Source organism: Bacillus alkalicellulosilyticus, assembly GCF_002019795.1.
Taxonomy (GTDB): Bacteria; Bacillota; Bacilli; order Bacillales; family Bacillaceae_F; genus Bacillus_AO; species Bacillus_AO alkalicellulosilyticum.
This window is the reverse complement of record NZ_KV917381.1, coordinates 4,434,882-4,450,201: the sequence shown is the minus strand read 5'-3', so window position 1 is coordinate 4,450,201 and position 15,320 is coordinate 4,434,882. Positions and strand designations below refer to the sequence as shown.

16 protein-coding genes are annotated in these 15,320 nt (G+C 35.9%); 15 read left to right on the top strand and 1 reads right to left on the bottom strand.

What is annotated here, in order from left to right; genetic code table 11:
* Nucleotides 1-8 precede the first annotated feature (8 nt).
* The 7 genes from mnmG to BK585_RS22190 all read left to right on the top strand — a co-directional run bounded on the left by mnmG (nucleotide 9) and on the right by BK585_RS22190 (nucleotide 7,540).
* Nucleotides 9-1,892, top strand: a complete 1,884-nt coding sequence (gene mnmG, locus BK585_RS22220) for a tRNA uridine-5-carboxymethylaminomethyl(34) synthesis enzyme MnmG (protein WP_078556390.1) — start codon at nucleotides 9-11, stop codon at nucleotides 1,890-1,892.
* An 18-nt stretch (nucleotides 1,893-1,910) separates the two neighbouring features.
* Nucleotides 1,911-2,627, top strand: a complete 717-nt coding sequence (rsmG, locus tag BK585_RS22215; protein ID WP_078556389.1) for a 16S rRNA (guanine(527)-N(7))-methyltransferase RsmG — start codon at nucleotides 1,911-1,913, stop codon at nucleotides 2,625-2,627.
* Between the two features lie 169 nt (nucleotides 2,628-2,796).
* Nucleotides 2,797-3,672: a nucleoid occlusion protein gene (noc, locus tag BK585_RS22210; RefSeq protein WP_078556388.1), complete on the top strand. Its 876-nt coding sequence runs from the start codon at nucleotides 2,797-2,799 to the stop codon at nucleotides 3,670-3,672.
* A gap of 214 nt (nucleotides 3,673-3,886) precedes the next feature.
* Nucleotides 3,887-4,660: a ParA family protein gene (locus BK585_RS22205; RefSeq protein WP_078556995.1), complete on the top strand. Its 774-nt coding sequence runs from the start codon at nucleotides 3,887-3,889 to the stop codon at nucleotides 4,658-4,660.
* Complete coding sequence (locus BK585_RS22200) at nucleotides 4,641-5,489, top strand: ParB/RepB/Spo0J family partition protein (protein WP_078556387.1); 849 nt, start codon at nucleotides 4,641-4,643, stop codon at nucleotides 5,487-5,489. The genes BK585_RS22205 and BK585_RS22200 overlap by 20 nt, the downstream gene beginning before the upstream one ends.
* Before the next feature lie 104 nt (nucleotides 5,490-5,593).
* Nucleotides 5,594-6,748 (top strand): aminotransferase class V-fold PLP-dependent enzyme, encoded by a 1,155-nt coding sequence (locus BK585_RS22195; protein ID WP_078556386.1) that lies wholly within the window; start codon nucleotides 5,594-5,596, stop codon nucleotides 6,746-6,748.
* Between the two features lie 84 nt (nucleotides 6,749-6,832).
* On the top strand, nucleotides 6,833-7,540 hold the full coding sequence (locus BK585_RS22190; protein WP_078556385.1) for a DUF554 domain-containing protein: 708 nt from the start codon (nucleotides 6,833-6,835) through the stop codon (nucleotides 7,538-7,540).
* A gap of 44 nt (nucleotides 7,541-7,584) precedes the next feature.
* Here the strand turns inward: BK585_RS22190 and yyaC are convergent, their stop codons facing one another.
* Nucleotides 7,585-8,235: a spore protease YyaC gene (gene yyaC, locus BK585_RS22185; RefSeq protein ID WP_078556384.1), complete on the bottom strand. Its 651-nt coding sequence runs from the start codon at nucleotides 8,233-8,235 to the stop codon at nucleotides 7,585-7,587.
* Nucleotides 8,236-8,333: 98 nt separating this feature from the next.
* Here yyaC and BK585_RS22180 point away from each other — a divergent pair, with 98 nt between their 5' ends.
* The 8 genes from BK585_RS22180 (at nucleotide 8,334) to BK585_RS22145 (ending at nucleotide 15,319) form a co-directional block, all read left to right on the top strand.
* Nucleotides 8,334-9,353, top strand: coding sequence for a YkvI family membrane protein (locus tag BK585_RS22180; protein ID WP_078556383.1), 1,020 nt, complete (start codon nucleotides 8,334-8,336; stop codon nucleotides 9,351-9,353).
* Nucleotides 9,354-9,461: 108 nt separating this feature from the next.
* A complete protein-coding gene (locus BK585_RS22175) occupies nucleotides 9,462-9,644 on the top strand; it encodes a DUF951 domain-containing protein (RefSeq protein ID WP_078556382.1) in 183 nt (60 codons plus the stop codon).
* Between the two features lie 113 nt (nucleotides 9,645-9,757).
* Nucleotides 9,758-10,858, top strand: a complete 1,101-nt coding sequence (gene ychF, locus BK585_RS22170; RefSeq protein WP_078556381.1) for a redox-regulated ATPase YchF — start codon at nucleotides 9,758-9,760, stop codon at nucleotides 10,856-10,858.
* 133 nt (nucleotides 10,859-10,991) lie between these two features.
* Nucleotides 10,992-11,279, top strand: coding sequence for a 30S ribosomal protein S6 (rpsF, locus tag BK585_RS22165; RefSeq protein ID WP_078556380.1), 288 nt, complete (start codon nucleotides 10,992-10,994; stop codon nucleotides 11,277-11,279).
* A gap of 29 nt (nucleotides 11,280-11,308) precedes the next feature.
* Entirely contained in the window at nucleotides 11,309-11,809 is a 501-nt protein-coding gene (gene ssb / locus BK585_RS22160) for a single-stranded DNA-binding protein (protein ID WP_078556378.1), read from the top strand.
* A 39-nt stretch (nucleotides 11,810-11,848) separates the two neighbouring features.
* Complete coding sequence (gene rpsR / locus BK585_RS22155) at nucleotides 11,849-12,085, top strand: 30S ribosomal protein S18 (protein ID WP_075385152.1); 237 nt, start codon at nucleotides 11,849-11,851, stop codon at nucleotides 12,083-12,085.
* A 280-nt stretch (nucleotides 12,086-12,365) separates the two neighbouring features.
* A complete protein-coding gene (locus BK585_RS22150) occupies nucleotides 12,366-13,292 on the top strand; it encodes a YybS family protein (protein ID WP_078556376.1) in 927 nt (308 codons plus the stop codon).
* A gap of 62 nt (nucleotides 13,293-13,354) precedes the next feature.
* Nucleotides 13,355-15,319, top strand: coding sequence for a DHH family phosphoesterase (locus BK585_RS22145; RefSeq protein ID WP_078556374.1), 1,965 nt, complete (start codon nucleotides 13,355-13,357; stop codon nucleotides 15,317-15,319).
* The last annotated feature ends 1 nt before the right edge of the window (nucleotide 15,320 follow it).

Below are 15,320 nucleotides of genomic sequence, written 5' to 3'. Positions count from 1 at the left end.
GAAATCAAATGCAATATCAAGGTGGTCAATTTGATGTTGTTGTCATAGGTGCAGGGCATGCTGGTTGTGAAGCTGGTTTAGCTGCTGCGCGTATGGGAGCCAATACGTTAATGTTAACGTTAAACTTAGATGCTGTTGCGTATATGCCATGTAACCCATCTGTAGGCGGTCCAGCAAAGGGAATTGTCGTAAGAGAGTTAGATGCCCTTGGTGGAGAAATGGGCCGTAATATCGACAAGACACACATCCAAATGCGTATGTTAAATACTGGAAAAGGACCTGCTGTTCGAGCACTAAGAGCGCAAGCAGATAAATTTTCTTATCAACATGAAATGAAAAAGACAATTGAGGAACAAGAAAACTTACTTCTTCGTCAAGGTATGGTTGATAGACTGATTATAGAAGATGGTGAATGCAAGGGAGTAATTACAAATACAGGGGCAGAATATAGAAGTAAGGCTGTTATTGTTACAACTGGTACGTATTTACGAGGGAAAATCATTATTGGTGACTTAGCATATGAGAGTGGCCCAAATAATATGCAGCCTTCAGTAAAACTTTCCTACCATCTTAAAGAATTAGGATTTGAAATGGTTCGTTTTAAAACGGGGACACCTCCAAGAGTGAATGGAAGTACAATTGATTATGATAAGACAGAAATTCAACCTGGGGATGATAAACCAAGAGCGTTTTCATATGAAACAACGAAGTATATCACGGATCAACTGCCTTGTTGGTTAACATATACGAGTGAACAAACACACCAAATCATTAATAATAACTTAAGTCGATCTCCAATGTATTCAGGAGTTATTGAAGGTACAGGACCTCGTTATTGTCCTTCTATTGAAGATAAAGTAGTGCGTTTTAACGATAAACCTAGACATCAAATCTTTTTGGAGCCAGAAGGTAGAAATACATCTGAGGTGTATGTCCAAGGATTATCTACTAGCCTTCCTGAAGACGTTCAATTAGATATTTTAAAATCAATCCCTGGATTAGAAGACGTTCGTATGATGAGACCAGGTTATGCAATTGAATATGATGCAATCGTTCCAACTCAGCTTTGGCCAACATTAGAAACAAAAAAAATACCAGGATTATTTACGGCTGGTCAAATTAATGGAACTTCAGGCTATGAAGAAGCGGCTGGACAAGGAATAATGGCTGGTATTAATGCGGCAAGAAAAGTTCAAGATAAACCTGGTATTATATTAGATCGTTCAGATGCCTATATTGGTGTGTTAATTGATGATTTAGTCACAAAAGGAACAAACGAACCTTATCGTTTATTGACTTCAAGAGCTGAGCATCGTTTGCTATTGAGACATGATAATGCAGACCTTCGTTTAACACAAATTGGGTATGATATCGGTTTAATTCAAAAAGCAAGATATGAAAAGTTTGAACTCAAGAAAACCCTTATTGAAAATGAGATTAAAAGACTAAATGAAGAAATCATTAAACCAACAGCTGAAGTACAACAATTATTAAGCAATGTTAACTCTTCTCTATTACAAGATGGAGTAAGAGCTTCTCATTTATTAAAGAGACCTGAGTTAAATTATGAATTTATTGCTCAAATTACTCCTGCACCCGATGAGATACCATTTGAGGTAGCTGAACAAGTTGAAATTCAAATCAAATATGAAGGATATATCGATAAGCAACTTCAACAAGTGGACCGGGCAAAGAAAATGGAAAACAAAAAAATACCAGAAGACCTTGATTACTTTGCAATAAATGGTTTAGCAACAGAAGCAAAACACAAATTAAAAGAAGTACGCCCTTTATCTGTTGGGCAGGCATCACGTGTGTCTGGTGTTAATCCTGCTGATATTTCGATTTTACTTGTTTACTTAGAGCAGGGTAGGTTAGCTAAAGTAAAATAATGTTCGTTGGAGGAATAAATGAGTAAAGCAAATTTTCATAGTATGTTGTTGGAGAAAGGAATTGACCTTTCTCCTCAACAATTAGAGCAGTTCGATAAATATTATAAGATTCTTGTAGAATGGAATCAAAAAATGAATTTAACAGCAATTACAGATGAAGATGAGGTATATTTAAAACACTTTTTCGATTCTATCTCAGCTGCTTTTCATTTTGACTTTTCAAAACCTATGTCAATTGTTGATGTAGGAGCAGGAGCGGGATTTCCAAGTATCCCTTTAAAAATTTGTTTTCCGTTGATAGAAGTAAGTATTGTCGATTCACTAAATAAACGGATTGGATTTTTACACCATTTAGCAGAACAATTAGGTTTAAATAAAGTATCCTTTTACCATGACCGGGCCGAAACGTTTGCACAAAACAAAAAACACCGTGAACAGTATGATGTCTGTCTTGCAAGAGCTGTTGCTCGAATGCCAGTATTAGCTGAATTATGTATACCTCTAGTCAAAAAAGGTGGTACCTTTATTGCAATGAAAGGTGCAGCTGGAAAAGAAGAATTACTTGAAGGTAAACGGGCCATAACAGAAATGGGTGGTATAATAAAAAATGATATATCCTTTCAGCTCCCAATCGAAGAAAGTGACCGTAATATTTACATTATTGCAAAAGAAAAACAAACACCTAAAAAATACCCTCGCAAACCAGGAACACCAAATAAGCAACCAATCATGTAAATGTTTCACGTGAAACATTTACATGAAAAACTTGTAAACACTTGACTAATTGTTACTTTTAACGGTATAAAAGACTTATAATAGTAGCAGGAATTAGACGAAAAACATCGAATAGTATCTATATATAAATAGATGAAAATACGGTATTTTCAAAAGGTGGTGTCAGGCGATGAAACAGCCGTTTTCACGCCTATTCGGCTTCGGAGAACGTAATGAAAATGAGTTTCATAGTGATGAAGAAACAAAGGTTGAATCAATTGAAGAAAATGTAAATGAAGAAGTACAACAAATTCCTATCATTGAAATCGTACCAAATCGATTCCAACCTAGAACTGTGTTTGATGACGAAAGAATTGATGAGTTAGCTCAAACCATTAAAACACATGGTGTTATTCAACCTATTGTAGTTCGAGAGCGTGAAGGTAAGTTTGAAATCATTGCAGGCGAACGTCGTTGGCGAGCAGTCACAAGGTTAGGTTGGGACAAGATTCCTGCAATTGTGAAAGAATTTAATGACTCACAAACAGCTTCAGTTGCGTTAATTGAAAACTTACAAAGAGAAGGTTTAACTGCCATTGAAGAAGCGCTAGCCTATGCAAAATTGTTAGAGTTACATGGCTTAACCCAAGAAAGTCTAGCTCAAAGATTGGGAAAAGGCCAATCTACGATAGCAAATAAACTTCGATTATTGAATCTACCAGGAAGTGTTCAACAAGCAATTTTAGATAGAAAAATCACTGAAAGACATGCAAGGGCATTAATCGTATTGAAAAAACCAGAGTGGCAAGAAGAAATGGTCATAGAAATTATAGAAAAAGGCTTAAATGTTAAACAAACAGAAGAGAGAGTTCGAGTAAAACTTGAAAATGGTGTAGATAAAAAGAAGAAACCTCAACGAAAAGCTTATTCAAAAGATATGAGAATTGCTATGAATACGATTAGACAATCTGTTGATATGGTTATAAAAAGTGGATTGGCGATAGATACAGATGAAGAAGAGCATGAGGAATTTTATCAATTTACCATTAGAATACCTAAAAAATAATGAATTAAAAGAATCACTGAAAAAGTTTTATTAACTTTTTCAGTTTTTTTGTTTTTTTTATAGTATTCCCCCATATTTTTTGGTTAATTATCTATCATTTTAAATCAATACAAAAAAATGAATAAAGATTTTTACAAAATCAAAAACATATTTGTGATTTCATGATAGAATAAGAGAAGTGAAAATGGAGTTGAGTGGGAAAGAAGGTGTCAGCATGGGGAAAATCATTGCGATTGCAAACCAAAAAGGCGGTGTCGGTAAGACAACGACAGCAGTAAATTTAAGTGCTTGCCTAGCATATATAGGAAAAAAAGTACTCTTAGTAGATGTTGACCCACAAGGAAATGCTACAAGTGGAGTGGGTATTGAAAAAGGCGATGTCGATCAATGTGTATACGACATCCTAGTAGAAGATGTAGCAACTACAGATGTTATTCGAATGACTAATGTTGAAAATTTAAAAATCATCCCGTCTACCATTCAATTGTCTGGAGCAGAGATAGAATTAGTTCCTACAATATCAAGAGAGGTTAGATTAAAGAGAGCTTTATCTACGGTCGTTGATACATTTGATTACATTATCATCGATTGTCCACCATCGTTGGGGTTATTAACGATAAATGCATTAACAGCTGCTGATTCTGTTTTAATTCCAGTTCAGTGTGAGTATTATGCGTTAGAAGGGCTTAGCCAGTTACTTAATACGGTTCGATTAGTGCAAAAACATTTGAACACAGATTTATCAATAGAAGGTGTTTTATTAACAATGCTTGATGCAAGAACGAATTTGGGAATTCAAGTCATTGATGAAGTGAAGAAATATTTTAGAGAAAAAGTATTTGAAACGATAATTCCGCGAAACATTCGACTAGGAGAAGCACCAAGTCATGGGGAACCAATCATAATCTACGATCCGAAATCTAGGGGGGCAGATGTATATCTAGATTTAGCAAAGGAAGTGGTCGCACATGGCGAAAGGGTTAGGTAAAGGTTTACAAGCTTTCTTCCCTGAAGTTGTAAATGAACAAGATGAAACCATTCAAGAAGTTATCATTAAGGATATTCGTCCCAACCCATACCAACCTAGAAAAACATTTACTGAAGAATCACTACATGAATTAAAAGAGTCGATTGAAAGTCATGGTATATTACAACCTCTTATCCTTAGAAAAAGTATAAAAGGGTATGAAATTGTAGTTGGGGAAAGAAGATTCCGAGCTGCGACATTAGCCGGCTTAGATACAGTACCAGCTGTAATTAGAGAATTATCGGAAGAAAAAATGATGGAGATTGCTTTGATTGAAAATCTTCAAAGAGAAGATTTAAATCCTATTGAAGAAGCGATTGCTTATGAAAAGTTAATGCATCATTTACAAGTAACTCAAGAACAATTAGCGAGTAAACTTGGAAAGAGTAGACCTCATATTGCAAACCACCTTAGACTACTACATTTACCAAAAGTAGTTCAACAATTCGTTTCGGATGGTAAACTTTCAATGGGGCATGGTAGAGCATTATTAGGACTGAAAAATAAAGAAAAGTTATCTCTTTTACTAGAAAAAGTATTACAGGAAAAATTAAGTGTACGAGAATTAGAGGCGCTAGTTCAACGTTTAAATGAAAATGTTTCACGTGAAACAAAAAAGAAAGTGTCTTCCTCTCCTTTTATGAAAGCAAAAGAAGAAATTTTGCGAAATCGTTTTGGTACTTCTGTTTCTATTAAAAAAGGCAAGAAAAAGGGAAAGATAGAAATTGACTTCTTTAATGAAGACGATTTAGAGAGAATATTAACCTTGCTAGAAGGGGAATCCATATAAAAGGCAAAGAGTCATCATAAAACTTGATGACTCCTTTTTTTGCGAGTAAAATAGTACAAGCGATATATTATATTCAAATAGAAATAAGATGGAGAGTGGTTTACGTGGATATTATTTATTTTGACCAAGCAGCTTCCTCTTTCCCTAAACCAAAGTCTGTAGCTATTTCAATGGCAGAGGCAGTAAACGAATATGGAGCGAACCCTGGGAGGGGAGGACATCGTTTAGCTGTTAAAGCTAGCGAGAACATATTTGCTACACGAAAAAAAATAGCAGATATGTTTGGGGAGAGTGACCCAAACAATGTCATTTTCACACAAAATGCTACATATGCACTTAATCAGGCTATTCAGGGGTTACCCTTAACAGATGGAGACCATGTTATCACGACATCTTTAGAACATAATTCTGTAAGAAGGCCACTTGAATTTTTAAAGGAAACGAAAGGGATATCTATTTCCTACATAAAACCTCGAGAAAACGGTTTACTAAATAGTCAAGATATTAAAACTGAAATAAAATCAAATACTGTAGCTATCGTTACGAGCCACGGTTCGAACGTAACAGGTGCCGTCCTACCAATCACAGAAATAGGGGATATCGCAAAACAACATAACTTGTACTTTATTGTTGACGCTTCACAAACAGCAGGAGTCATCCCAATTAATATGGAAACTCAACATATTGATATGTTAGCCTTTCCAGGACATAAGGGTTTGTTAGGTCCTCAAGGAACAGGAGTATTAATTGTTAATAAAAGAGTCCCGTTAATGCCTTTAATATATGGTGGAACAGGAAGTCACTCAGAAGACATTTCTCAACCAAATGAAAGACCGTATCGTTTTGAAAGTGGGACATTAAATACCCCTGCAATTGTTGGTTTATTAGCGGGAATTGAAGAGGTTGAGAAACTGACAATTGAAAATATTTACGCTCATGAGTTAGCTTTAACCAAGCATTGTCTACAAGAATTAGAAAAAATTGATGGTGTGAAAATCTATGGCCCTTCTCTAAAGAAAGAACGTCTAGGAGTCATTTCATTTACGTTAGAAGGTATGGATGTACATGAGGTTTCTATGGTCTTAGATCAACATTATCATATTGCTGTAAGAGCTGGACTCCATTGTTCCCCATTGGCTCACGAATGTACCAACACGGTTTCAAGTGGCACAATAAGAGTCAGTTTTGGTCCATATAATACAATTGAAGAAATAGACCAGTTCATTCAGGCAGTAAATGAAATAAAAGCTTACTTTTAGTAACTAGTCATTTGTCAAATAAAGATAAATACATGATGATAGTAAATTAATAATATATTGGAGAGAAGTTGGAGGAATTGAATAGTGGTATTATTGGGGACCCTTGTTAACGCGCTTGCAATCGTAGTAGGGACTTTGCTTGGATTAGTAGTGAAAAACATTCCTGAAAGAATAAAAGTAACGATTATGCAAGCTATAGGATTGGCTGTAATAGTACTTGGAATTGGAATGGGTTTAAAGAGTGACCAATATTTAATTGTTATTGGCAGCTTAGTAGTAGGTGGTTTGCTAGGAGAACGCTGGGATTTAGAAGGAAAACTAAATCAATTAGGAAAATGGCTAGAAAAAAAAGTGAGTCCTAATGAAGAAGGGCAAGTAACAAAAGCTTTCGTCACTACCACTTTAATCTATGTTGTAGGTGCCATGGCTATACTTGGAGCGTTGGATAGTGGATTAAGAGGAGACCATTCGATATTATACACCAAATCCATGTTAGATGGCTTCTCTGCGATTATCTTTGCGTCTACTTTAGGGTTTGGTGTCATCTTCTCTGCCATTCCAGTCTTACTGTATCAAGGATTTATCGCATTATTTTCAACACAAATCGACCAATTTATCCCTAAACTGATAATGGAAGCTTTTATTGTCGAGATGACAGCGACAGGCGGTATTATGATTTTAGCGATTGGACTAAATCTATTAGGTATAACAAAAATAAGAGTAGCAAATCTATTACCTTCTATTATCGTAACGGGATTGCTAGTTTCTATTGTTTATTATTGGCCTTTTTAAAATTACATATGATATTTTAAAGAAAAAAGAAACTCATCTAATAATTAAAGATGAGTTTCTTTTCGTTCTTTAACAAAAAAAGTAGGAGTGAGCGTTTCTAAAAGTGATTTTCGATGCTTTTTACGTCTAGTTAGCAATTGGTCGACTCCGTCAATACTTGAAGCCATTATTGTAGCCATCTTCATGACTGTATGCAAACGTGTGTTTTGTAATACGAAATACTCCATCATCCCACCTATATTAACAATACCAGTCAAATGAATGTTACCCACTTCCGGAAGTTTTTTATTTACAGCCGCACCAGGTTTAATTGATCCATCTCCTACGGTTATTTTCCCAACGCTACTTACTCGACCCAAACAAGCATCAATACCAATAATAAAAGGGCGTGTATGCTTTTTATTGATTTCTACTAGTGTATCTTCAAGATTTACAGCATGAACAGGGTGTTCTAGCGTACCATACACATGAAAATTTGCTAGATTATGTTCTGATAGTTTTGTTCCGATAAGAGGTCCCAATGAATCTCCTGTAGAACGGTCAGTGCCAATGCAAATAATGACTAAATCTTGTGTCAAAATTGATGGAATTAACTGATATAGTTTTTCTGTGATCGCAGTAATAGAATTTTCATCATCCATATGAACTCGAAACGGTGACGCCTTTTTTGGGAATAAATTGCGATTTAGAATCATATCTCCCTCTCCTTTTTAATAGTAGTAACAGTATACGGATTTTATTTCCTTTCTATACATATAGAAATAAAATCAATTATGAGAGGAAGATAGCTGACATGGTAACTCGAGGTCTAAAATGGATGTTTTTAATTATTGGAACAATGATAGGAGCAGGGTACGCCTCAGGAAGAGAACTGTGGCAATTTTTTGGTGCTGAAAGTGGACTAGCAATTTTATTATTTATGATCCTATTTATTATTTGTACATACGTCATCATGTCTATTAGTTACAAACATAGATCCACTCACTATATTCCTATTCTTGAAGAGTTATTAGGAAAAAAAGTAACAAAACTTTATGATGCGATGATTGTCATTTATTTATTTTCAATTGCTGTTATCATGCTAGCTGGAGGAGGGGCCACACTAGAAGTTATCCATTTACCCTATTGGATAGGCGTTTCTATTATATGTGGTTTACTCATATTGCTCTTTGTATGGGATATAACTGGAATGACATCGATGAATGCATTTGTCATCCCATTATTAATTGTATGTCTTCTATCGGTACTACTAGCCTTTCAATATTTACAAGGATTTCCGATTGAAGTTAATATAAAGGAGCAAAGCAATTGGCCTTCTGCCCTAACGTTTACAGCCTTAAATATTTTACCGCTCGTTGCAGTGTTAGCAGCAATCGGTGGTGAAATTAAACAAAAAGGAGAAATCCTTATCGCTAGTATAGGCAGTGGTGTCATTTTAGGTTCCGTATCATTTCTATATAATGAATCTCTTATACAAGTAGCAGGCGAAATCATGTTGTATGAAATTCCGCTTTTTGCTATTTTAAAACATTATCCATATTATATGGTTATAATCATGTCAGGGTTATTATGGGTAGCGATTTATACAACAGCAGCTTCTAGTTTGTTTGGGTTGATATCAAGATTTAGGGATTATATAAAGGTAGCACCTTGGCTTCTAGCACTTATCCTATTAGCTTTAATGGTGCCTTTGACTACATTTGGATTTTCTACCCTAATTAGTGTGTTATATCCGTTATATGGTGTATTGAATCTATATGTTTTTGCAGCCATAATCTTATATCCAATTATGAAAAAAAGTAGTAAAGCATAGATAGCAGGTTTTACACGGTGATTATTTTCCTCACGCTAGATTTACTGTATAATAAGAATCATAAAAAAATGGACGACCATAAACACGTGTGGAAGGGGATACTTTAAAGTGGCAGACAAGGAATTTGAATTACATGATATTGTTGAAATGAAAAAGCCACATCCTTGTGGAGAGAACCGATGGAAGATTATTCGCATGGGAATGGATATTCGAATAAAGTGTTTAGGTTGTGAACATAGCGTATTATTGCCACGAAAAGAATTTTCCCGCAAAATAAAAAAAATACTATAACAGAAAAACACAAGATAATGGAGTCGAACTACATTGTCTTGTGTTTTTTTTGTACAATCAATATAATTGACAATGGTATAATAGATAGGAAATGAAACAAAGGAAGTGTAAATATGGCATTAACTACAGGTATCGTTGGTTTACCGAACGTTGGAAAATCTACATTATTTAACGCAATTACACAAGCAGGGGCAGAATCAGCAAACTACCCCTTCTGTACGATAGACCCAAATGTAGGGATCGTAGAAGTACCAGATTATCGTCTTACAAAGTTAACGGAATTAGTACAACCAAAAAAAGTAGTTCCGACAGCGTTTGAATTTACCGACATTGCAGGAATTGTTGAAGGTGCAAGTAAGGGAGAAGGTCTAGGAAATAAATTTTTATCTCATATTAGACAAGTTGACGCAATTTCTCATGTCGTACGATGTTTTGATGATGAAAACATCACCCATGTTGCAGGTAGGGTAAATCCTATAAATGACATTGAAGTGATTAATCTAGAATTAATCTTAGCAGACTTAGAATCGGTAGAAAAAAGACTTGACCGAGTAGCTAAGTTAGCAAAACAAAAAGATAAAGAAGCTATGGTCGAACATGAAGCTCTTGTAAAGTTAAAAGCTGCATTTGAAGATGAAAAACCAGCAAGAAGTGTGGACCTTACAGATGAAGAAAAGAAAATTGTATATGGATTGCACCTATTAACCATGAAACCAGTTCTTTATGTAGCCAATGTGAGTGAGGAAGATTTAGTAGCAGAAGGAGATAACGACTTTGTTAAAAGTGTGAAAGAGTTTGCAGCAAATGAAAATTCAGAAGTTATTGTCGTTTGTGCAAAAATTGAAGCTGAAATCTCTGAACTAGATAATGATGAAAAAGCAATGTTCCTCGAGGAGTTAGGTATTGAGGAGTCAGGTCTAGACCAATTAATAAGAGCAGCTTATCATTTGTTAGGGTTACGAACATATTTCACAGCTGGAGTTCAAGAAGTAAGAGCTTGGACCATTCGTCAAGGAACAAAAGCGCCACAGGCGGCAGGGGTTATTCATACAGACTTCGAACGTGGCTTTATCCGTGCAGAGGTTGTCGCTTATGATGACCTTGTAGAAGCGGGTTCAATGGCCGTAGCTAAAGAAAAGGGAAAAGTTAGATTAGAGGGAAAAGACTACGTTGTCGCTGATGGTGACGTAATGCATTTCCGCTTTAATGTATAAATCATATAAAAGAATTCACTCCTTTGCTTGTGTGCGAAGGAGTGTTCTGTTATAATGGGTCAGTGTGAGTGAAAATGAAAATTTTGCTCCTTGCTCCAAATGGAGCCGCTAGACCAAAAGGAGGTGACGTATAGTGCGTAACTATGAGATTATGTATATCATTGCGCCTAACCTAGAAGAAGCTGCTAACAAAGAAATCGTTGAAAGATACAATGGTGTCTTAACAAACAACGGTGCTGAACTAGAAAAGGTAGAGGAAATGGGCAAACGTCGCTTAGCATATGAAATCAACAACTTCCGTGAAGGTTTCTATGTCAAGCTGAATGTTTTATCTAATCCTGAAGCGATTGCAGAGTTCAATCGTCTTATCAAGATCAATGAAAATGTAATTCGTACTTTAATTGTTAAAGACGAAAAGTAATTTAGGATGATATATGGGGAGGGTTTTGAATGATTAACCGTGTCATTCTTGTTGGACGTTTAACGAAAGATCCAGAGTTACGATACACACCAAATGGTGTCGCTGTGGCAAACTTTACGCTTGCAGTCAATCGTCCGTTTTCAAATCAGCAAGGCGATCGTGAAGCGGATTTTATTAACTGTATTATCTGGCGTAAGCAAGCCGAAAACGTAGCAAACTTCTTGAAAAAGGGGAGTTTAGCTGGCGTTGATGGGAGAATTCAAACACGAAGTTATGACAACAATGAAGGTAAACGAGTATACATTACTGAAGTCGTTGCAGAAAGTGTTCAGTTCTTAGAGCCACGAGGAGCATCAGGCGGTGGCGGTAATCAAAACTCTGGATTCAGTGGCGGACAAAGTCCAATGGGACAAGGTCAAGGTGGCTACGGTCAACAAAATCAAAATCGCAATCAATCAAGATTAGATGAAGACCCATTTGCAAATGATGGGAAGACCATTGATATCTCTGATGACGATTTGCCATTCTAAAACCCTTTATAAAGGATAAAAAATAAAGGAGGTAATATTATGGCTCGTAGAGGACGTGGACCAAAACGTCGTAAAGTTTGTTACTTTACGGTAAACAAAATCGAGAAAATCGATTATAAAGATACTGACTTATTGAAGAAGTTCATTTCAGAGCGTGGAAAAATTCTTCCTCGCCGTGTAACTGGTACTTCTGCTAAATACCAACGTCAATTAACGACTGCAATTAAGCGCGCTCGTACAATCGCTTTGTTGCCTTATGTTAATGAAGTAAACTAATAGCATACCGTGCTATCGAAAATGACCTCGCGAAACCGAGGTCATTTTTCATTTTAACGAAAGCTTTTTTCTATTTGCAGTTTAATGTCAAACCTCCTACGCAAAAAAAATTGTATATGAGGCTTGCTAAAAAAGGTTTGTAAAGGAATGCTTAGAAGAATAATAAGGGTAGGGAAGAGAATAAATTTAGATATGTTACTATCTTTTCCTTTTTAACGGATTTAAGCTAAAATAGGTAAAGAAACAAGCTACATAGCAGGTTAAAATAAGAGGTGAAGTTGTGAAAAATACTCGTATGATAACAGAAGGGGCCTTAATGGCTGCGATAGCAACCGTTATTATTATACTTGGATTATTTATTCCTATAATCGGACAAATTCTTTTGTTGTTTTCGCCCTTACCTTTTATCATTTTTACGATAAGGTATGGACTGAAGGCTGGCATATTGTTAAGTGCAGTAACCATCATATTAACTATATTGATAACTGGAATTGCATCAATACTAGTAGCTTTTTTGGGCAGCTGTTTAGGGGTTGTCATGGGTGAATTATACCGAAGAAAAAAACAGCCATTGGCCGTTCTATTGGGTGGAAGTTTGACAGTTATTTTCTTTACGCTACTGTCATTTATCATATCAATTGTAGTATTAGAAATAAATCCAGTTGAAATGGCAGTTGAACTACAAAAAGAGTCCGTTCAACTAGCAGAACAATACATTAGTGCAGACGAAGAACAAATACAGCAATTGTATAACATGATAGAAATTATCCCAAAACTCATTACGACAGCTATTATTGGTGCAAGTATCCTTATTGCATTATTGGTTCAAGTAGTGTGTAGACCGATTTTAAAGAGAATGGGATTTGAGATTCCTCCATTGCCATCTTTTCGTGATTGGAAGTTTCCAAAGGTATTTATTTGGTATTATTTAATTGTCGTGATATTAAGAATGGTTGGCTTTGAGCAAGGAACTACAATGGATATCATCACATTAAATTTATACATGTTGTTAACTGGGGTTATGGTTATTCAAGGAGCTTCATTTGTCTTTTATTACTGTCATGTAAAAAAACTTGCAAAAATTCTTCCTAATCTTGTAATTGTTCTTATATTTATTTTGCCTGGAGTTTACAATGTTGTTCAGATCTTAGGTATAATTGACTTAGGGTTTCAACTTAGGAATAAAATTAAAGCTAAGTTGGAATAAACAAAAGGTTCGGTAACAGGCATAGTGTCCGACCAAAATACAATAAAGTAGGAGTTGACAATATGCCAAAGTTCTTAATGAAACGGTGGCATGGATACCATGTATTATTATTGTTTGCAGTCGCCACACTTTTTGTTGGGATTGCCATGCTGTATCGATGGGAATTCGGAATTGTAGGTTTTTTACTTTTGGGCATACTTGCCGTTTATGCTTTTCAAGCTAGAGTCTCGTTTGAAAGAGATTTAGAGGAGTATATTTCTACACTTTCTTACCGAGTAAACAAGGCTGGAGAAGAAGCGGTTACAAAAATGCCTGTAGGAATACTGTTATACAATCAAGATATGTCGATCCAATGGGTAAATCCTTATATGAGTGAAATCCTACCAGAGCAATTCCTTGGGAAGTCAGTGTCTCACTTATCAGAAGAAATATCACTTGCGATTAATAATAATGATGAAGAATTAATGGTTGATTTAAACAATCGATATTATCATTTGGTAATTAAACAGGATGAACGGCTATTATACTTTTTTGATGTAACTGAAAAAGAAGAAACAAGAGAACTATACCAAGAAGAACAAACTGTGATTGCACTTATCTTTTTAGATAACTATGATGAAGTAACACAAGGGCTAGACGACCAAGTCTTAAGTAAATTAATAAGTCAAGTTACATCATCCCTCAACAAGTGGGCAAATGAGTATGATTTTTTTATTCGAAGAATGGCTTCTGACCGTTTTTTAGCCGTCCTAAATCAAAAATCACTTCGTATACTTGAAGAAACAAGGTTTGAAATACTTGATGAAGTTCGAGAAGTAACAGGAAAAGAAAAAATTTCGATTACATTAAGTATTGGAGTAGGAACAGGTGAAGTCTCAATTAGAGAGTTAGGAATGTTAGCTCAATCGAGTCTCGATTTGGCATTAGGACGAGGTGGGGACCAAGCTGCCATTAAAGAAAGAAACGGCAGGGTCCGCTTTTACGGTGGAAAATCAAATGCGATGGAAAAACGAACACGAGTAAGAGCAAGGGTCATTTCACATGCTCTGCGTGATTTTGTTTTGGAAAGTGACAGAGTCATTGTGATGGGACACCAACACCCAGATATGGATGCAATTGGTGCAGCCATCGGTGTACTAAAAATTGCTGAAGTGAATGGGAAAGAAGGGTTTGTTGTTCTTGATAGAGATGATATTCACTCTGATGTTCAAAAACTCATGGAAGAAGTAGAACAGCACGACCACTTATGGTCTCATTTTATTACTCCTGAAGAAGCTTTAGAAATGGGTAACGAAAGTTCTCTTCTTATCGTTGTAGATACCCATAAGCCGTCTCTTGTTATTGAAAAGCGGTTATTGGATAAGATTGACCGAGTTGTTGTATTAGATCACCATCGAAGAGGTGAAGAATTTATCGATGATCCAGTATTGGTGTACATGGAGCCTTACGCTTCATCTACTTCTGAGTTAGTTACTGAATTATTAGAGTATCAGCCAAAGAAACTTAAAATGGATATCTTAGAAGCAACAGCGTTGTTAGCCGGGATTATCGTCGATACAAAAAGCTTTGCGATTCGAACAGGCTCAAGAACGTTTGATGCTGCATCATTTTTAAGAAGAAATGGTGCCGATACGATATTAGTACAAAGATTACTTAAAGAAGATTTAAATCAGTACATTAAGCGGTCACAGTTGGTAGAAAAAGCTGAATTGTATCATTCTGGGATTATTATTTCTAAAGCACGTGAAGGCGAAGTATACGACCAAGTTTTAATTGCACAAGCAGCAGACACACTGCTAACCATGGATGGTGTTGTTGCATCGTTTGTGATATCGATGCGTCATGACGGTCGAGTAGGAATTAGTGCTCGTTCTCTAGGAGATGCGAACGTTCAAGTTATTATGGAGAAACTCGGTGGTGGCGGTCATTTAACGAATGCTGCCGTTCAGCTTGAAGATAAAACTCTCGATGAAGCACAACAACTACTTCAGACTGTTATTGATGAGTATATTGAAGGAGGAAGTTAAT